The 18,232-nt window shown below is 68.8% G+C and carries 19 protein-coding genes and 2 tRNA genes; 16 read left to right on the top strand and 5 right to left on the bottom strand.

Annotated elements, in window-relative coordinates; translation table 11 throughout:
• Positions 1 to 9 precede the first annotated feature (9 nt).
• Positions 10 to 672, top strand: coding sequence for a hypothetical protein (locus VEA62_RS06170; RefSeq protein WP_324819683.1), 663 nt, complete (start codon positions 10 to 12; stop codon positions 670 to 672).
• A 71-nt stretch (positions 673 to 743) separates the two neighbouring features.
• Here VEA62_RS06170 and VEA62_RS06165 read toward each other — a convergent pair whose 3' ends face one another.
• Together VEA62_RS06165 and lipB are read right to left on the bottom strand one after the other, a co-directional pair.
• A complete protein-coding gene (locus tag VEA62_RS06165) occupies positions 744 to 2,336 on the bottom strand; it encodes an ATP-binding protein (protein WP_324819681.1) in 1,593 nt (530 codons plus the stop codon).
• Positions 2,337 to 2,398: 62 nt separating this feature from the next.
• The gene (lipB, locus tag VEA62_RS06160; RefSeq protein WP_324819679.1) at positions 2,399 to 3,106 is read right to left on the bottom strand and encodes a lipoyl(octanoyl) transferase LipB; all 708 of its coding nucleotides are present in this window, start codon (positions 3,104 to 3,106) and stop codon (positions 2,399 to 2,401) included.
• Between the two features lie 30 nt (positions 3,107 to 3,136).
• On the opposite strand from lipB, the gene VEA62_RS06155 reads away from it, so the two are divergent.
• The 6 genes from VEA62_RS06155 (at position 3,137) to VEA62_RS06130 (ending at position 8,218) form a co-directional block, all read left to right on the top strand.
• Positions 3,137 to 3,433: a FliM/FliN family flagellar motor switch protein gene (locus VEA62_RS06155; protein ID WP_414641832.1), complete on the top strand. Its 297-nt coding sequence runs from the start codon at positions 3,137 to 3,139 to the stop codon at positions 3,431 to 3,433.
• A 92-nt stretch (positions 3,434 to 3,525) separates the two neighbouring features.
• Positions 3,526 to 3,900: a four helix bundle protein gene (locus VEA62_RS06150; protein ID WP_324819677.1), complete on the top strand. Its 375-nt coding sequence runs from the start codon at positions 3,526 to 3,528 to the stop codon at positions 3,898 to 3,900.
• Positions 3,901 to 3,999: 99 nt separating this feature from the next.
• Positions 4,000 to 4,086, top strand: a tRNA-Leu gene (locus tag VEA62_RS06145).
• A 61-nt stretch (positions 4,087 to 4,147) separates the two neighbouring features.
• Positions 4,148 to 5,566: a magnesium transporter gene (mgtE, locus tag VEA62_RS06140; protein ID WP_324819675.1), complete on the top strand. Its 1,419-nt coding sequence runs from the start codon at positions 4,148 to 4,150 to the stop codon at positions 5,564 to 5,566.
• Positions 5,567 to 5,640: 74 nt separating this feature from the next.
• Entirely contained in the window at positions 5,641 to 7,017 is a 1,377-nt protein-coding gene (locus VEA62_RS06135) for a glycoside hydrolase family protein (protein WP_324819673.1), read from the top strand.
• A gap of 37 nt (positions 7,018 to 7,054) precedes the next feature.
• Positions 7,055 to 8,218 (top strand): isovaleryl-CoA dehydrogenase, encoded by a 1,164-nt coding sequence (locus VEA62_RS06130; protein ID WP_324819671.1) that lies wholly within the window; start codon positions 7,055 to 7,057, stop codon positions 8,216 to 8,218.
• On the opposite strand, the gene VEA62_RS06125 is transcribed toward VEA62_RS06130, so the two are convergent.
• Positions 8,204 to 8,722, bottom strand: a complete 519-nt coding sequence (locus VEA62_RS06125) for a DUF3617 domain-containing protein (RefSeq protein WP_324819669.1) — start codon at positions 8,720 to 8,722, stop codon at positions 8,204 to 8,206. The two genes, VEA62_RS06130 and VEA62_RS06125, sit on opposite strands and share 15 nt — an antisense overlap.
• Positions 8,723 to 8,837: 115 nt before the next feature.
• Here VEA62_RS06125 and VEA62_RS06120 point away from each other — a divergent pair, with 115 nt between their 5' ends.
• From VEA62_RS06120 to VEA62_RS06110, 3 genes are all read left to right on the top strand, one after another.
• On the top strand, positions 8,838 to 9,023 hold the full coding sequence (locus VEA62_RS06120; RefSeq protein WP_324819667.1) for a DUF3008 family protein: 186 nt from the start codon (positions 8,838 to 8,840) through the stop codon (positions 9,021 to 9,023).
• Positions 9,024 to 9,077: 54 nt separating this feature from the next.
• Complete coding sequence (locus VEA62_RS06115; RefSeq protein WP_324819665.1) at positions 9,078 to 9,713, top strand: exopolysaccharide biosynthesis protein; 636 nt, start codon at positions 9,078 to 9,080, stop codon at positions 9,711 to 9,713.
• An 85-nt stretch (positions 9,714 to 9,798) separates the two neighbouring features.
• On the top strand, positions 9,799 to 10,482 hold the full coding sequence (locus tag VEA62_RS06110; RefSeq protein WP_324819663.1) for an exopolysaccharide biosynthesis protein: 684 nt from the start codon (positions 9,799 to 9,801) through the stop codon (positions 10,480 to 10,482).
• Positions 10,483 to 10,539: 57 nt separating this feature from the next.
• Here the strand turns inward: VEA62_RS06110 and VEA62_RS06105 are convergent, their stop codons facing one another.
• Positions 10,540 to 11,370, bottom strand: a complete 831-nt coding sequence (locus tag VEA62_RS06105; protein ID WP_324819661.1) for a flagellin — start codon at positions 11,368 to 11,370, stop codon at positions 10,540 to 10,542.
• A gap of 285 nt (positions 11,371 to 11,655) precedes the next feature.
• On the opposite strand from VEA62_RS06105, the gene VEA62_RS06100 reads away from it, so the two are divergent.
• The 5 genes from VEA62_RS06100 to VEA62_RS06080 all read left to right on the top strand — a co-directional run bounded on the left by VEA62_RS06100 (position 11,656) and on the right by VEA62_RS06080 (position 15,340).
• Complete coding sequence (locus VEA62_RS06100; RefSeq protein WP_324819659.1) at positions 11,656 to 12,528, top strand: MoxR family ATPase; 873 nt, start codon at positions 11,656 to 11,658, stop codon at positions 12,526 to 12,528.
• A 96-nt stretch (positions 12,529 to 12,624) separates the two neighbouring features.
• Complete coding sequence (locus VEA62_RS06095; RefSeq protein WP_324819657.1) at positions 12,625 to 13,467, top strand: methyltransferase type 11; 843 nt, start codon at positions 12,625 to 12,627, stop codon at positions 13,465 to 13,467.
• A 124-nt stretch (positions 13,468 to 13,591) separates the two neighbouring features.
• Positions 13,592 to 14,185: an HD family hydrolase gene (locus VEA62_RS06090; protein WP_324819789.1), complete on the top strand. Its 594-nt coding sequence runs from the start codon at positions 13,592 to 13,594 to the stop codon at positions 14,183 to 14,185.
• 2 nt (positions 14,186 to 14,187) lie between these two features.
• Positions 14,188 to 15,129, top strand: coding sequence for an NUDIX hydrolase (locus VEA62_RS06085; protein ID WP_324819655.1), 942 nt, complete (start codon positions 14,188 to 14,190; stop codon positions 15,127 to 15,129).
• Positions 15,130 to 15,250: 121 nt separating this feature from the next.
• Positions 15,251 to 15,340, top strand: a tRNA-Ser gene (locus tag VEA62_RS06080).
• A 141-nt stretch (positions 15,341 to 15,481) separates the two neighbouring features.
• Here the strand turns inward: VEA62_RS06080 and VEA62_RS06075 are convergent.
• Positions 15,482 to 16,303, bottom strand: a complete 822-nt coding sequence (locus tag VEA62_RS06075; protein WP_324819653.1) for a PhzF family phenazine biosynthesis protein — start codon at positions 16,301 to 16,303, stop codon at positions 15,482 to 15,484.
• Between the two features lie 427 nt (positions 16,304 to 16,730).
• Between VEA62_RS06075 and VEA62_RS06070 the strand changes: the two genes are divergently transcribed.
• The gene (locus VEA62_RS06070; protein ID WP_324819651.1) at positions 16,731 to 17,969 is read left to right on the top strand and encodes an MFS transporter; all 1,239 of its coding nucleotides are present in this window, start codon (positions 16,731 to 16,733) and stop codon (positions 17,967 to 17,969) included.
• The last annotated feature ends 263 nt before the right edge of the window (positions 17,970 to 18,232 follow it).

Here is an 18,232-nt window from a genome sequence, read left to right as displayed (position 1 = left end):
AGAGACGAGATGCGCAAGACCCTGATGCTGATGACCACCGCAGTCTTCACCGTGGCCCTCGCCGGCGCCGCGAACGCCCAGGTGCTGGGCGGCTCGGGCGGGCTGGGGGGCGGACTGGGAGGCGGACTTGGCGGCCAGGCCGGCCCGCTGGGCGGTCAGCTCGGCGGCAACCTCACCGGCAATGTGACCGGCACGGTGGACGATTCCTTCGCCCGCGACCGTCTGGGCGAGACCACCGCCCGCGCAGACCGCCTGCGCCAGCGGGCCGAACGGCGCGCCGAACGGGCCCGCGCCCGCGCCGCCGCGACGGCCGAACGGGCCCGCGCCCGGGGCGAGGCCGTCGCCGGCCAGGCGTACGGAACCACCGCCGGCGCCGCCGCCAACGCCTATGGCTCGGCCCAAGGGACGGCGGGTTCGCTGGGCGGTTCGGCGTCCGGCATGCTGGACGGCTCCGGCCAGATCGGCCAGGGAGCCGTCGCCCGCGACGCCTCCGGATCGGGCTCGGCCGCCGCGGCCTCCGAAGCCCGCCGCGACGACCGCCGCGACCGCCGCTCGCGCCGTGAACGCCGCCTCGACGCCGGGGCCTCGGCCGACGGTTCGGCCTCGGCCAACCGCAACGGCGCCTCGGTCAGCGCCGGCGCCAGCGCGAGCGGCTCGGCGCGGCCGCGCTGATCCCGCAACGCAGCGAACGACGCCTCGCCGGCCCACATCGGCGGGGCGTCTTCGTCCGAGCGGCGGAATCGTCAGCCCGTGACGGCCGCGATCCCGGCCAGCAGGGAGGCAGCGGTGACAGGCTTGGCCAGGTGCATGTCGGCGCCGGCGTCGATCGCGCCCTCGCGGTGGTGGGCCATGGCGTTGGCGCTCAGCATCACCACCGGGGTCCGCCTGCGTCCCGGACGCGTCCGCTCGTGGGCCCGGATCGCCCTCGTCGCCGCCAGTCCGTCCATGACGGGCATCTGCATATCCATCAGGACGATGTCGAACTCGCCCGTCTCGAAGGCCGCCACCGCCTCCGCGCCATCGTCGACCGTCAGCACCTCCGCCCCCTGCGAGCCGAGGATGATCTGAACGACGCGCTGGTTGGTCGGATGATCATCCGCCAGCAGAACCCGTAGCGGTTGATCGAGCGTGGCCGAGGGCTGCGGCCGCGGCGTCGTCACAGCACGGGCGGCGCGACGGGCGTCATAGGCGTCGAGCGACGCGGTGCGCGACATGGGCAGTTCGACCTCGAAACTGCTGCCGGCGCCGGGCCGGGACCGCGCCGTGATCGACCCCCCCATCATCTCGATCAGCGATTTGCAGATGGACAGGCCCAGGCCCGTGCCGCCGAAACGGCGGGTGATGGTGGCGTCCGCCTGGCTGAATCTCTGGAACAGGCTGTCGGCGAAGGCCGCGTCGAAGCCCACCCCGGTGTCGCTGACGGTCAACTTCAGCAGGGCGATGCCGGGCGAGGGCGTATCGTCGAACACCTCGATCGCGACCGAGACCTCGCCCTTGGGCGTGAATTTCACCGCATTGGACAACAGGTTCGTCAGGACCTGTCTGATGCGCGTGGCGTCACCCAGGAATTCGCCCCGGGCGCCCGGACCCCGCGCGACATGGAACGCCAGCCCCTTGGCCTCTGCCTTGAGGCGCGACGTGGCGATCAGGCCGTCCAGTTCACTTTCGAGGTCCATCGCGCCGATGGACACCTCCAGATGGCCGGCCTCGATCTTGGATACGTCCAGAATATCGGACACCAGCCGTTCGAGCGTGGCGCCGGACTGGGCGATCAGGTCGACCAGTTCGCGCTGTTCGGGCTTCATGTCGCTCTGGCCCAGAGCCTCGACCAGACCGATCACCCCGTTCAGGGGCGTTCGGATTTCGTGGCTCATATTGGCGAGGAAGTCGGTCTTGGCCTGGTTGGCGGCCTCGGCGGCGGCCTTGGCCTCGATCAGTTCGCGTTCGGCGGCGATCCGGTCGGTGACGTCGCGGGCCAGGCCGTAGACGCGGTTTCCCACCCGCCGCGCCCGCCACTCCAGGGTGCGGAAGCCGCCGTCCCTGTGGAGATAGCGGTTGATAAAGCCGACGACGGGGTCGTGCGGACCGCGGTTCTCCACCTCGGCGACGCTGCCGAGCGTGGCCGCGCGGTCGTCGGGATGGAGCAGCCGCAACAGCGGCAGACCCTCCATCTCCGCGGGGGAGTGACCGAGCACCGTTTCCCACGAAGGACTGGCGCGGACCACCCGCCCGTCCAGCTCGCGAACGACCAGCAGATCAAGCGACACTTCGAAAAAGGCGCCAAAGACGTCCTGCGCATCAACATCCGGGCGGGAGGCTGTGGCGAGGGATGGCATCGGGCCGGGACTCCTACTGGTGGTCGGCCCCTCAGGCTTTCACGGCCAGGTTAACAACGGCCTCATGGCTTGCGGACCACAGGCCCGAACACTTGCCGGAAGCTGGCTCTCAGCGCCTCGTCCGCCTCGTCCATCGTGGCGGGAACGCCGAGGTCGACCAGGCTGGTGACGCCGTGCTCCTGGATGCCGCACGGCACGATGCCTGCGAAATGGGTCAGGTCGGGCTCCACGTTCAGGCTGATGCCGTGGAAGCTGACCCATTTGCGGACCTTGACCCCGATGGCGGCGATCTTGTCCTCGCGGCTCCAGCCCGGTCCCTTGCGTTCGACCCAGACCCCGACCCGGCCGTCGCGCACGTCGGCGGCGACGCCGAACTCCCCCAGGGCGCCGATGATCCACTGCTCCAGCCCGCGCACGAAGGCGCGCACGTCCTTGCCGCGCCGGTTCAGGTCCAGCATCACATAGGCCACGCGCTGGCCCGGCCCATGATAGGTGAACTGACCGCCGCGGCCAGTGCGGTGGACCGGGAAGCGGCCGGCGTCGAGCAGGTCCTCGTCCTTCGACGAGACCCCCGCCGTGTAGAGCGGCGGATGCTCCAGCAGCCAGACCAGTTCGGGCGCCTCGCCGGCCGCGATGGCCGCCGCGCGGGCCTCCATGGCCTCGACCGCAACGGGGTAGTCGACATAGCCGGGCGAGACCGCCCATTCGACAGGGACCCCGTCCTCGCGGAGCAGTTTCGATACGGCCGGGCTTAAGGACTGGGAAAGCATGTCGCCCTCAATGTGGGGATCGGGAGCGCCATGCAACAACCGCCCGTCCAGTCCCAGTCAGCGTCAGAGTACCCCGTGAGCCAGATCGAAGCCGTAGACGTAGAGATTTCGGTCGTCCTGGGACGCTCTGTTCTGCCGATGAGCCAGCTGCTGCGGATGGGCCGCGGGGCGGTGATTCCGCTCGACGCCTCGGAACACGACGAGGTCTGGATCCTGGCCAACAACCATCCGGTGGCGCGCGGCGAGATCGAGATCCGCGAGGACAGGATCGCGATCACGGTGACCCGGGCGGCGGATGTGTATGACTTCATGGCGGGGGCGGCCTGAGGCGAGGGATCAGGCAACAGGCAACAGGCAACAGGCAACAGGCAGTAGGCAGTAGGCAGTAGGGTACAGCGCGTTCCGTGGAAGGAAGCGGATTGTCCGGAGTTCAGAGCTATCGTGATCTGATCGTCTGGCAGCGCGCCATGGACGTGGCGGCGGCGACCTACCAGCTGACGCGGGAATATCCTCGCGACGAACTGTTCGGCCTGACCTCGCAGAGTCGTCGCGCCGCAGTCTCAATTCCCGCCAACATTGCCGAGGGATACGGCCGGGCTTCAAAGCAGGCCTACATCAACTTCCTCCGCATCGCACAGGGCTCTCTCAAGGAGCTTGAAACCCATCTCCTGCTTGCGGAACGGGTCGGAACAGCGGGCGCCGGCTCCATCCAGCCGATCCTTGAACAATCAGAGGAAATCGGGCGAATGCTGAAGGCGCTCATCGGGAAACTCCGGGACCACCCGGGGCGCTAGGGCGACCTTGCTTACCCTACTGCCTACTGCCTACTCCCTACTGCCTTTCCCCCCTTCCCTTCCGCCCCGCTCTCCGCTATCAGCCCCCCTCCGATGCGAGCGGTCGTGGCGGAATTGGTAGACGCGCAGCGTTGAGGTCGCTGTTCCCTAACCGGAGTGGAAGTTCGAGTCTTCTCGACCGCACCATCTGAAATTGACAGGGCGAAACATCGGCGGAAAGCTGATCTGAAAACAGGGAGGGCCAAGCGTGAGCAACACCGCAACCGCCCCCCTGCCTCCTGTCCAGGACGATGAAACCGAACACGTGGCCCTGGACGAGGACTATGTCCTGACGCCGGGCTTCGTCGAAAAGGTCGTTGATGCGTCGGACGCCGGCGACGGGCTGAAACTGCGCTCGCTGCTGGAAGATCTGCACCCGGCCGACGTCGCCGACCTGATGGGCTTCCTGACGTCCGAGCACCGCGCCGTGGTGGTGCTGTGGCTGCCGGCCGACCTGCTCGCCGACACCCTGCCCGAACTGGACGACGGCATCCGCGAGGAGGTCCTGGAGCGGGTGCCGCACCTGACCCTCGCCGAGGCGCTGCAGGAGCTCGACTCGGACGACGCCGCCGCCGTGGTCGAGGATCTGGAGGACGACCAGCGCGAGAAGGTGCTGGCGGCCATGCCCGAGGTCGACCGGGCCGCCATCGAAAGCTCGCTGGGCTATGCCGAGGATTCCGCCGGCCGCCTGATGCAGCGTGAGGTCATGGCCGCGCCGTCGTTCTGGAACGTCGGCGACACCATCGACCACATCCGCAAGCAGGGCGAGGAGCTGCCCGAGCTGTTCTTCGACATCTATGTGGTCGATCCGCTGAACAAGCCGATCGGCGGGGTGGCCATCAGCCGCCTGCTGCGCGCGCCGCGCCCGACGCCGCTGATCGATATCATGGACCCGGTCAACGAAATCACCGTCGACCAGGACCAGGAAGAGGTCGCCTACATCTTTGAGAAATACCACCTGATCTCGGCGCCGGTGACGGACGCGGCCGGGCGACTGGTCGGCCAGATCACCGTCGACGACATCGTCAACATCATTCAGGAGGAGAACCGCGAGGACATCCTCCGCCTCGCCGGCGTCTCGGACGAGGATCGCGGCTCGTCGGTGTCGGAGATCGTGCGCGGCCGCGTGCCGTGGCTGGCCATCAATCTGGCCACCGCCGTGCTGGGGGCCAGCGTCATCGGCTGGTTCGAGGGGACGATCCAGCAGATCGTCGCCCTGGCGATCCTGATGCCGATCGTCTCGGCCATCGGCGGCAATGCGGGGACGCAGGCGCTGACGGTGACGGTGCGGGCGCTGGCGACGCGCGAGCTGAACAGTTCGAACGCACCGCGGACCTTCTGGCGCGAGCTGGCGGTCGGCCTGGCCAACGGGCTGGTGCTGGCGCCGCTTATCGGCATCGCCACCGCCCTGTGGTTCCGCGACGAGGACTGGCGGATCGGGATGGTCATCGCGGCGGCCATGGTGCTGAACCTGCTGGTCGCGGCGACGGTCGGCGTGCTGACGCCGCTGACGCTGTCCAAGCTGAAGTTCGACCCGGCGGTGTCCTCGGCGGTGTTCGTGACGGCCACCACGGACTTCTTCGGTTTCCTGATCTTCCTCGGTCTCGCCACGATCGTCCTGACGTAGTCTCGCTGGAGCGGCGCGGGGTTTGCTGGTTCCCGCGTTGAGCGAGCGCTTCCGTCTCGATTTGGGTCAATCCGGTGTCCGACGCGATCACCCGCCATCTGAAGGTCTCCCGCGAGGGAATCGTCCTCATCAAGAGCTTCGAGGGCTTCCGGCCGCGCGCCGTGCGGGACGAGGACGGCGGCTGGGTCATCGGCTACGGCCACACGCTTTCGGCGCGCGAAGGACTGACGGTCAGCGAGCCTGACGCTGAACTGCTGCTGCAATACGACCTGCTGCCGGTGGTGAAGGCCCTGAACGAGCGGGTGGCCGCGCCCCTGAACCAGCACCAGTTCGACGCCCTGGCCAGTTTCGCCATCTCGGTCGGCGTCGAGCGCTTCCTGGCCTCCGACGTGCTGCAACGGTTGAACGAAGGGCACGCCGGCGAGGCCGCCGACGCCCTGATCGGATGGCCCGAAGCGACGCCGCCGGACGCCCGGCTGCGCCGCCGCGCCGCCGAGCGAGCCCTGTTCGTGGCCGACCCGGCTTCGCCGATGCACCTGGCCGACCTGCTGGCCGCGCCGCTGCCGCCGCCTCCGGTCGAGGGGCCCGCGGAAGCACCTGCCGGGCCCGCCGCTCCCGTCACGCACCAGGATCATGCGGAAGCGCCCGCCGACGCCCGCGTCGCCGCGGTCGCCGCCCTGCTGGGAGAGACTCCTCCCGCCACGGCGGAGGCCCCGGCGGAGGAATCCACCGGCCCGGCGACGGGGCCGGGGCCGAAGTTCGAACCCACGCCGTTCGAGGCCGCGGCGCCGGTCACCACCATCCACCTGCAGCGCTATTCGCCCTACGCCGCCGCGATCATCGGGCCCCTGCCCGGTTTCCCGGCCGCGCAAGAAGCCCCGGTCGGGCAGGAAGCCCTCCCCGACGCGGTCGATGCTGAGCCGGACAGCCAGGCCGCCGAGGCTCCGCCCGTCGAGCCCCCGGCCGCCGCCGTCGAGCCCGCCGCGGCGCCCGGGCCCGCGGAGCCGGTGATCCCGCTGGTCCCTCCCGCCCCCGGCATCTCGCCCTTCCCGCCGATGGACGAGCCGCTGGTGCTGACGCCCGCCACGGAAGCGGACTTCGTCGAGGCCGCCCGGCCTGTGTGGGATCCGGAGCAGCGGACCGAATCCGCCGCGCCGGACGAGGACACCGTGCTGTTCGATGACGAGCCGGCCCTGTCGGTGCTGCGCCACGAGATCGGGCCGGAGGCCCCGCGCCGCTTCGACTGGAGCGTCACCGGCGCCTTCCTGATCATGGGGGTGACCGGCCTGACCGCCTGCGCCGCGGCCGCCGCGGCCTTCCGCAAGGCGATGTTCGATGACACCTCGTTGAACGACTATACGGTGATCGGCTGGGTGCTGGCCCTGATCGGGGTGATCTGCGTCGGCGTGTCGTCGTGGAATCTCTACGTGCGCTGGGGCCGCCGGGACTGACTTTGCCAGCCGCGCGGCGCGATGCTACGCCCCGCTCATGAGCATTCCCAACGCCCCCCAATCGATGGAATTCGGCCTCGGCGAAAACGCCGACATGATCCGCGAGACCACCGCCCGCTGGGCTGCCGACCGTCTGGCCCCGCTGGCCGCCGAGATCGACGAGAAGAACCAGTTCCGGCGCGAGCTGTGGCCCGAGATGGGCGAGCTGGGCCTGCACGGCATCACCGTCGAGGAAGACTACGGCGGCCTCGGCCTCGGCTATCTCGAGCATGTGGTGGCGATGGAGGAGGTGTCGCGCGCCTCGGCCTCGATCGGCCTGAGCTACGGCGCCCACTCCAACCTGTGCGTCAACCAGATCCGCCGCTGGGGCACCGAAGAGCAGAAGCGCAGATATCTGCCGAAGCTGATCTCGGGCGAGCACGTCGGCTCGCTGGCCATGTCCGAGGCCGGTTCGGGCTCGGACGTGATGTCGATGCGGACCCAGGCGCGGAAGGTCGGCGACCGCTATGTTCTGAACGGCACGAAATTCTGGATCACCAACGCCCCCTCGGCCGACACCCTGGTGGTCTACGCCCGCACCGGCGAAGGCAACGGCGGGGTCACGGCCTTCCTGATCGAGCGCGGCATGAAGGGATTCAGCGTCTCGAAGAAGCTGGACAAGATGGGCATGCGCGGCTCGGACACGGCCGAACTGGTGTTCGAGGACTGCGAGGTCCCGGAGGAGAACGTCATGGGCCCGGTCGGCGGCGGCGCCGGCGTGCTGATGAGCGGCCTGGATTACGAGCGGGCGGTGCTGTCGGCGGGACCGCTGGGGATCATGCAGGCCGCGCTGGACGTGGTCCTGCCCTACGTCCGCGAGCGCAAGCAGTTCGGCAAGGCGATCGGCAGCTTCCAGCTGATGCAGGCCAAGGTCGCCGACATGTACGTGGCCCTGAACTCGGCCCGCGCCTACGTCTATGCGGTGGCCAGGGCGTGCGACGCCGGCAAGACCACCCGCTACGACGCCGCCGGCGCGATCCTGCTGGCGTCCGAGAACGCGGTGAAGGTGTCGCTGGAGGCCGTGCAGGCGCTGGGCGGGGCCGGCTATACGAAGGAATGGCCGGTCGAACGGCTGGTCCGCGACGCCAAGCTGTACGACATCGGCGCGGGAACGAACGAGATCCGGCGGTTCCTGATCGGACGGGAGCTACTGGGCGGTTGAGCCGGCGGCCGGACAGTCGCCCAGCCGTTCGGCGTTCATGACCATGGTGACTTCGGCCATCGACGGAGTCGGCGCCGGGGTCATCGTGCTCTTCACCTCCATGGTGTAGTTGCGCGCGAAATCGCCGGTGACGCGCGTGTCGGTGACGGTGCGGACGCCCTCGGCCGTGGTGCAGACCATGTGGCCGACCATGGCGTCGCCTTCCCGGCGGAACGACTGCTGCTCGCACGACACGCGCGGAGAGCCGGGCGCCGCGCCCTGCGGCGGCTCGAATTTCGCCTCGCGGATGCAGGTCTCGACCGTCGGCGCCTCCATGCCCGCCGGCATGCCGGACATTCGGGTGGTCACGCGCCAAAGGCCCGGGGTCGGTCCCTCGGCCATCCCCGCCTCGGCGCGTGCCTTGGCCTCGGGCGACTTCCCGGCGTCCGCCTTGTCCCCGCCCTGCCCGCAGGCCGCGAGCGCCAGGGACATGGCGAGGCCTGAAACGAGAGTATTGATCCGCATGGCGATCCTCCGTCCGTCGATTGATTCCTAGCACATCCGGCCGGATCGCAGAACGGCGGCGCCGGAACCGGCCCGCAGCCACGGTCGTTGCCCGTCCGCGAAAGGAGACATCGCCATGCCCGCCAAATCCGCCGCCCAGCAGAAGGCCGCCGGGGCCGCCCTGTCCGCCAAGCGCGGAGAGACGCCGAAGCCGAAGCTGAAAGGCGCCTCCAGATCGATGGTCGAGTCGATGAGCGAGAAGCAGCTCGAGGAGTTCGCCCACACCAAGCGCAAGGGCAAGCCCGAGCACGTGCGGAACTGATACCGCCGCGCGAACCGGGATGACCGGCGCCGCACGCCCGGCTAGCGTCGCCGCATGACGCTGATCCACACGTCGACGGGCCGGCCCCGCGCCTTTTCGGAGGTGGTGGAGAGACTCGGCGTGCGGCGCGGCGAGAGACTGTGCCTCGGCGAGGTTGTCGAGGCGTTCGGCGACCGCGCCTTCGGGCCGGTGATGTTCGTCTTCGCCCTGGTCAACATGATGCCGTGGCCGCCGGGGGGCACGACCCTGACCGGCGCCCCCTTGCTGCTGCTGTCGATGGAGCTGGCCTGGGGGCGCGACGAACTCTGGGTTCCCCGCTGGACCGAGCGGGTGGCGGTCCGACGGTCGACATTCCACAAACTGAGCGGGCGATTCCGGCGCGGCCTGAGGCTGACCGAGCGGCTGTCCCGGCCGCGCCTGCACTTCCTGACCGGCGCATTCGGCCAGGGACTGATCGGTGTCGCCTGCGTCTTCCTGTCGGTGGTTCTGGTCCTGCCGGTGTGGGGCGGAAATCTGCTCCCGGCGGTGGCGGTCGGCTTCTTCTCGCTGGGCGTGATGCAGCGCGACGGTCTCGCCGTCATCATCGGATGGCTGCTGACAGCGGCGACGGTGGCGGTGCTGTTCCTCGCCTGGCGCATCATCGTCGCCGGGGTGACCCACGGCTTCGACTGGATCGGCCGGATCGCCTGACGCCGGATGGATGTTTGTTAAGTGGCGGCCCGTCACCGTCGCGCCTAGATCGAAGAACCCCGTCGCGCGAGTCCCCGCAGCCGCCATGCCCGACTACGATTATCAGAGCGACACACGGCCCTTTTCGCAGGTGCTGGTGGACATCGGGACCAAGAAGGACCCGAAGCTGTACCTCGGGGAACTGGTCGACGCCTTCGGGGAGCGCGGCTTCGGCGCCCTGATGCTGTTTTTCGGCCTGATGAACATCGCCATCGGCATCATTCCAGGCACGACGACCATCCTCGGTGCGCCGCTGCTGCTGATGGGGCTGCAGTTGGCCACCCGGCAGGATCAACTGTGGCTGCCGAAATGGGCCCTGCGCCGATGGATCGAGCGGGCCGCCTATCGGGAGGGCCTGAAGACCGTGCTGCCGCGCTTCAGGAAGATGGAACGACTGTCCAGGCCCCGTCTGTCAATCATGACCAGCGAGGTGTCGGAGGTGCTGATCGGGATCGCCACCTTCCTGCTGGCCTTCATCCTGATCCTGCCGATCTGGGGCGGAAACCTGATCCCGGCGCTGATCATTTCGGCTTTCGGTTTCGGCCTGATGCAGCGGGACGGCCTTGCCATCCTCCTGGCGTGGAGCGCCATCGGCCTGATCTGCCTGGCCGGTCTGGTCATCTGGCTGGCCTGGACCTGGGTCTCGCCCTATCTGCTCCCGATCTGGGGCTGGCTGCACGACCTGCCGTCGCAGGCGTGGTCGTGGGTGACTGGTCTCTTCGGCGGCTGAAAACGCACGAGACGCCGGAGGGCGAACCCTCCGGCGTCTGCGAGAACCGGATAACAGTCAGCTGCGGAACAGCGACAGGACGAGCTGCGGAGTCTGGTTGGCGATGCCCAGCGCCTGAACCCCCAGCTGCTGCTTCGTCTGCAGGGCCTGGAGCTTGGCGCTTTCCTTCGCCAGATCGGCGTCGACCAGGTTGCCCACCCCCGATTCCAGCGCGTCCGACAGCTTGCCGACGAACGTGATATGGGTCGAGAGCGCCTTCGACTTGGTGCCGAGACGCGCGAGCGCGCCCGAGACGGCGTCGATGGAGTTGCTGACGGCCGTAAGCGAGGCCGTCGCCTTGGTCAGGGTGTCGATCGTCTGGGTCGTGGCGACGGATACCGTCGTGCTGCCCAAGGCCATCACTTCCGCGCCAACCGTCAGGGAGGACGTTCCCTGCGCATTGGCCAGGGCCTGGAACCCGGTGGCGCCGGTCTTCAGCAGGTTGACCCCGTTGAATTCAGCGTTGCCGGTGACCGAGGCGATCTGGTCGCGCAGAGCCTTGAAGTCCTCATTGAGGGCCGCTCGGGCCGAGGTCTTGAGCGACGCGTCGGTCGCCGCCAGTGCCTTCTCCTTCATCTGCAGCAAGAGGTCGGAAACCGTCTCGCCCGCCGCCAGCGCCACATCGACCGCGGCGACGCCACGATCGAGAGACTGTTTCACCGCATTCAGCGCCCCGATTTCGGCACGTTGACCCTGGGCGATAGCCCAGATGGCCCCGTTGTCCTTGGCGTTGGCGACAGACTTGCCGGTGTTGATCCGGCTCTGCGTCGTCGCCAGCTGGGCGTTGGTCGCGTTCAGGTTCTGGAGCGCGATCATCGCGCCCACGTTGGTGTTGACCGACATAACCATCGGCTGTCCTTCCATTCTGGTCGGGTGGGGAACGGCCTTCTGGCCGGAGAACCGGTTCTGGTTCGCGTGCGGCTACGCAAGGATCAGGCCGCCGCGTCTCCGATGCAGGAGCTTGTTTTCTATCGAATATATTCCAGACGAGGGTCGGGGCCCGGCAGAAATTGTCCGCCTCGGCCGCGGCGCCGCGCCGATCCTTTCCGGGTTCGAGGAGGCCGGACGGGCATATGAACGTTGTTAACCCGGGCCGCCTTCGCTAACCCGTTCCGGTCAGCATCGGAGCCGTCCATGACCCGCCAGAGCGACCGGTTCGAGGGCACCTCGAACTATATCGCCACCGACGACCTGAAGATCGCCGTCAATGCGGCCGTGGCCCTCGAGCGGCCGCTGCTGATCAAGGGCGAGCCGGGCACGGGCAAGACGGTGCTGGCCTATGAGATCGCCCGCGCCCTCGACGCCCCACTGATCACCTGGCACGTCAAGTCAACGACCAAGGCCCACAATGGCCTGTACGAATACGACGCCGTCTCGCGGCTGCGCGACAGCCAACTCGGCGAGGCGCGGGTTCACGACGTCCGCAACTATCTGAAGCCCGGCAAGCTGTGGGAGGCCTTCACCGCCCCGGTCCGGCCCGTGCTGCTGATCGACGAGATCGACAAGGCCGATATCGAGTTTCCCAACGACCTGTTGCAGGAGCTCGACCGGATGGAGTTCTTCGTCCAGGAAACGGGCGAAACCATCCGCGCCGCGGTGCGGCCTATCGTCGTCATCACCTCGAACAACGAGAAGGAACTGCCCGACGCCTTCCTGCGCCGCTGCTTCTTCCACTACATCCGTTTTCCCGACGACGAGACCATGCGGGCCATCGTCGAGGTGCATTTCCCCGGCATCAAACCCCGGCTGGTCTCCGAGGCGCTGAAGACCTTCTATGAGATTCGCGACACCCCGGGCCTGAAGAAGAAGCCGTCGACATCCGAGTTGCTGGACTGGCTGAAGTTGCTTCTGGTAGACGACATCGATCCCGAGACCCTGCGCGAGACGTCGCCGAACAAGCTGATCCCGCCGCTGCACGGGGCTCTGCTGAAGAACGAGCAGGACGTCCACCTGTTCGAGCGGCTGGCCTTCCTGAACCGCCGCGAGGGCGGCCGGCCAGGCGCCTGAACACACCGGCGAACAGGTTTCGTCACTCCGATTACCGCGATTTCACTGGATTCCCGAAGGCTGGAGCGCAGGATGAAGGCGACAAGGACCGATACCATGCCCACGCGTCGCCTTCTGATTCCCGTCATTTGCCTCGCGGCCCTCACCGCGGCCTGCGACGGCGACTCCGTGCGCATTTCGTCGACCCGTACCGAGGACAACGACGCCAAGGGGGCGCTCAAGGTCGTCGAGACGCTGCAGTGCCCGCGGACCATCGGCTCCCTGACCCGCAAGGGCTCCGCCTCGGCCGAGGGCACCGTCTGCACCTACACCGGTCCGCGCGGGGCCGAAGTCAGCCTGCACCTCGTCAAGCTGGACGGGGGGAGCGCGGCCGACGCGCTGAAGGCGTTCGAGGATCGCCTGTCGACCAGCCTGCCTCAGGCGGTGGCGCAATTGAGGGCGGCGAGCGCCGAGGGCGCGGCGGCCGCAGCTGACGCCGAGGCCGCCCATCCGCCGGCGAGCGGCGACCGCGCCTCGGTGAGCGCGCCCGGCGTGGACATCCAGGCCGAGGGCGACGACGCCACGGTCCGGCTGCCGGGCCTGCACATCGAGTCCAAGGGCGACGAGGCCAGCGTCCGCATCGGCGGCTTCCATATCGACGCCAGCGACGGCGAAGGCAGCGTCAACATCGAGGGTTCGGAGGGCGGCGACAACGTCAGCGTCCAGGCCAATCAGGACGCCGCCGAGATCCGCACCAGCGCCGGCGGCGGGGCCACCCGCGCCAGCTGGATCCTGACCGACAACCGCCCTTCCGAGGCCGGCTGGCGGCTGGTCGGCTACGAGGCGCGAGGCCCCGCGGGCGGTCCGATCGTGGTCGCCACCGTGCGCTCGCGCGACCGCGACCGCGGCAGCGTGTTCGAGGACGCCAAGGATCTGGTGGCCCTGAACGTCGGGGAATAAGCCGCCTCAGGCTTGATCGCGGCGGCGGGATGCGTCACCTGACCTGCCCAGCAAGCAGGATAGTCGTTTGGCCGCCACGCCCCGCACCCCGTCGTCGAAGAAGGCTCCGCGCGCGTGGCAGCGCATGCTGTCCGGCCGTCGGCTGGACCTGCTGGATCCGTCCCCCTTCGACATCGAGATCGAGGACATCGCCCACGGCCTCGCCCGCGTCGCCCGCTGGAACGGCCAGACCGTCGGCGAGCACGCCTTCTCGGTGGCCCAGCACAGCTGCGTCGTGGAGGAGATCGCCGCCCACATCCGGCCGGGGCTGGAGCCGAAATGGCGCCTGGCCGCGCTGCTCCACGACGCGTCCGAATACGTCATCGGCGACATGATCTCACCGTTCAAGGCGGCGCTGGGGGTCAGCTACAAGGATTTCGAGGCGCGGCTGGAGCACGCCATCCACATCCGCTTCGGCCTGCCCGCGAAGACGCCGCTGGAGATCAAGAAGCTGATCAAGGAGGCCGACAAGGCCTGCGCCTTCTTCGAGGCGACACAGCTGGCCGGCTTCACCCGGCCCGAGGCGCTGGGCTTCTTCGGCAAGCCGCCAGCGGGTTACGACCTGACCATCGATCCCCTGCCCGCCCCGATCGCCCAGCAACGCTACCTCGAGCGTTACCGCGTCCTCGCCGAGGCCGTCGGCCTGGTGCCCGCCCCCGACGCCTGGCACACGGAATAGCCATGGGGCTGCCGGCGGAACAGGGCGTGCGCATCGGTCTCTCGGCGGTGGTCATCGCCCTGCGCGACCGCAAGGCCTGCGTCCTTACCACCCCCGGCGACGACGGCGCCCTGGCCCTCCCGTTCGGGCCGTTCGATCCCGCCCGCGACCGCACCTTCGAACTGGCCCTGCGCGCCTTCGTGACGGCGCAGACCGGCTTTCGTCTCGGCTTCGTCGAACAGCTCTACACCTTCGGCGACCTCGGCCGGGACAGCCCGCGGGCGACGCCCGGACCCGAGCGGCGGCGGGAGGTGTCCGTGGGCTATCTGGCCCTGACCGCCGACGCCGCCGACGCACCGCTGGCCGAGGCGCGCTGGACGCCCGTGCTGGACATCTTCCCGTGGGAGGACCGCCGCGACGGCGCCGCCGCCTGCCTCGCGCCGTTGCTGGACGGGCTGACGGCCTGGGCCGCCGGCGATCCGCGGCGGCAGGCCCGCGTCGATGCGCTGTTCGCCCCCGCGCCGCCGCACCGCTGGAACGAGGGCCGGGTGCTGGAGCGCTACGAACTCCTCTATGAGGCGGGCCTGGTCGCCGAGGCGGCCCGCGACCGCGACCAGCCCGTTCCGCCGGGTGCGCCCGGCCGCGTCATGGCCTCCGACCACCGCCGCATCCTCGCCACCGGCCTGGGGCGGCTGCGCAGCAAGCTCAAATACCGGCCGGTGCTGTTCGACCTGATGCCGCCGACCTTCACCCTGTCGGAACTGCAGGCCGCGGCCGAGGCCGTCGCGGGCCTGTCGCTGCACAAGCAGAATTTCCGTCGCGGGGTGGAGCGCACCGGCCTGGTGGAGCCGACCGGCCGACTGTCGGCGGCCACCGGCGGGCGCCCGGCGGAGCTGTTCCGCACCGTCGGCGGCGACCTGTCGGCCGCCGACGCCCTGGGCCTGCCCCTCCCCGCCCAGCGCTGAGGAAAGCGCCGGCGGACCGACCGTCGACATGAACCGCTCTCCGGCGTCCGCAAGGGCTTGCGGCCCGGCCCGCGCGCCATTAGAGAAGCCGCTCGCTCGACCAAGCGTACTACGGCCCCGCGGAGAGGTGGCAGAGTGGTCGAATGTACCGCACTCGAAATGCGGCGTGCCTTTACGGGTACCGTGGGTTCGAATCCCACCCTCTCCGCCACCGGCCCTCAGCATAGATGTCGATACGTTAGCCGCATCGCCGGCCTGCGCGGGGCTCTGCCTGCGGCGGGCCGGAAAGCGGTTGCCCTGAACCTCCGCAAGGGTCGAGGGGCGGCGGCGCGGAGACGCTCTGTGTCCCCGATCACCCCTCGACCGGGAGGCGCAGGCAGCTCTCAGAATAGGTGACCGCCTTCCCGCTGAGCATCACGCGGTCGCCTCGCACCCACCCCGACAACTCTGCGCCGCGGCCCGGATAGGCCTGGGCGAAGCGCACGGAAGGCGTCGCCAGTCGTGGCGCCACAATCGGGGTCAGGAGGCCGTGAAACGATCCCGTCGCCGGATCCTCGGGGATGCCGTAGCCCGGTGCGAAGAAGCGGTCGACGACCTGGTGCGACGACCCCGGAGCGTCAAGCGCGGCCACTCCGACGTTACCCTGCCCGCCGAGGGACAGAGAGATGTCGCGAAGGGCTTCCAGATCGGGGCTCAGGGCCCTGACCTCATCGGCCGTGGCCAGCAAGGCGACGAGGTAGGCGCCAGTCCAGACCTCCAGCGGCTCTACGCCAAGCGCGCCGGCCAGTCCCGGCGGCGCTGGAATGCGCCTGGCGTGTTGGAGGGGCAAGGAGAGCTCATAGCCGCCTTCGATCTGCCCCACGGACAAGGAACCCGAACGGGTCTCGAAATTCACCCTGGAGGACGTTGACCGGAACTCGGTGAACAGAACATGGGCCGCCGCCAGGGTGGCGTGCCCGCACAGAGGCACCTCGACGCTGGGGGTGAACCACCGCAAGCCGAATGAACGCCCCCCCGGCGCGCCGACCAGAAAGGCCGTCGCGCCTGCATTGTTTTCCTGTGCGATCGATTGCATCAGCCCATCGGCGGGCCACTTGGGCAGGGGCTCGACCACGCAGGCGGGATTCCCCCCGAACAAAGTCGGCGTGAATGAATCGACGGTCCATTGGCGCACGGAAAACGCTCCACGTCCTGGCTATGACCGACCGCTGAGAGCCGATCTGATTGCCCGCATGGTCGGCGTTCGGGCCTGCCTTCACAGGAGGCGCGGCGGACAAAATCCGGGCGCCGTTCGCCGAACGGCAGGGCCGCCGGCGAAGTGGGCTCCATACCGATGAGGCGGCGGTCGATGAGCCCGCGCCCCTTCTTGGCGAAATCGACCCGACCAATGTCGAATTTGACACTGGGGCCCACAGTTCGTGCGTCGCACGATCATCGCGAGTGATGGAGTGCCCGATGAATCGCCGTCAGAACGCAGGTTTGGCGCGGGATGGTTCCGCCGCCCCACCCGGGGAAAGGACTGACGGGGCCGACCGCTCCCGATCCTGCCCGTCGCCTGATCATAGATCGGCTGAAGTTCGTCGGCGCGGAGGCGGGCGGCATTGATCCCGCATCCTTCCGTCGGCCGCTGGATGCGGGATCCCCTCGTCCGCAGCATTCTCTTCGGCAGCATCATCGTGAGCGCCGCGGCGGGAGCTCGCCAGACGTTCGGGCTCTTCGTCGAACCGTTCTCGAGCGTCCGGGGACTTCCCGTCACCGAAGTGGCGTTCGCGATCGCCCTGCACAATCTGGTCTGGGGCTTCGCCCAGCCGGCCGCCGGCGCCGCGAGCGACCATTTCGGGCCCGGCCCCGTCATAGCCTTTGGAGCCGTCACATACGGACTGGGGCTGGCCCTCTCTGCACTGATGCCGAGCGGGCCGATGTTGATAATCGGCATGGGTGTCCTGGTGGGCGTCGGAATCAGTTGCTCCTCTTTCGGGGTCGTGACTGCGGCAGTTGGGAGCGCCGCGTCCCCGGACAAGCGCAGCATGGCGCTGGGCCTTGCTGGCGCCGGAGGGTCGGTTGGACAGGTCGCACTCGTTCCGCTGGTCCAGCGCGTCATGGAGGCAGGCGGGATCGGCGGGGCTCTACTCCTTCTCGCCGCCTGCATCTTCGCCGTGGGCCCGCTGGGCTACCTGTTGTTCAGGAGCCCTGCCGAACCGGCCTCGCCGAACCCCCGGGAAAAGGGAGCGCTTGGCAGGGTCTCGAGAGAAGCTCTCGGCAACCGGGGCTTCGTTCAACTGACGCTCAGCTTCTTCACCTGCGGCTTCCAGCTGGCCTTCATCGCCACCCACCTTCCGTCATACCTGGCGCTCTGCCACGTCCCGGCCAGATCGGCCGGCGCCGCGTTGGCGCTGATCGGTCTCTTCAACATTGCTGGAAGTTGGGCTTGCGGATGGCTGGGGTCCCGTTTTCCGCAGCAGCAAATTCTTGGCTGGCTTTATCTGCTGCGCAGCGTCTCGATCCTGTCCTTTTCCATGCTTCCGAAGTCCGAGGGTTCCGTCCTCGTCTTCGCCTCTGTCATGGGCCTGACCTGGCTGGGGACCGTGCCTCTCACCAGCGGGCTTGTCGCCAGGATGTTTGGCGTCCGCCACCTGGGCGCACTGTTCGGCATCTGCTTTTTCGCCCATCAGGTGGGCTCGTTTCTGGGAGCCTGGTCGGGTGGCTACATCTTCGATCTCACGGGCTCATACGTGTTGATCTGGACGGCCACCTTCCTGCTCGGCCTGTGCGCCGCCGCCCTGTGTTTCGGGATAACGGACGCCGCGAAGAAGCCACGCCCGGCCGTGGCGGTGGTGTGAGACGGGCCCGCTCCGACCGCTGAACCTGCGGGAGATCGGCCCATCCGTGCCGCCGAAGGGGATTTCGGTTCGACGGGAGCGGATTGGCGAGATAGCCTCGAAAGAGCGGGTTTTCGCCTCTTGGCTCGCGGCCAGTGTGGCGCGACCCTGCTGGCGCCGTTCCGGGAGATCGCCGGGGGAGATCGATTCGGCGGCCTTGCGTGGTCGTAGAGGACGAGAATGACTGACACACTCATCGCCGGCGGGGCTTCCGAGCAGCTCGG

The sequence above is a fragment of the Brevundimonas sp. genome (assembly GCF_035627475.1).
Lineage (GTDB): Bacteria > Pseudomonadota > Alphaproteobacteria > Caulobacterales > Caulobacteraceae > Brevundimonas.
The sequence above is the reverse complement of the archived record's forward strand: the minus strand, read 5'-3'. Positions and strand labels throughout refer to the sequence as shown.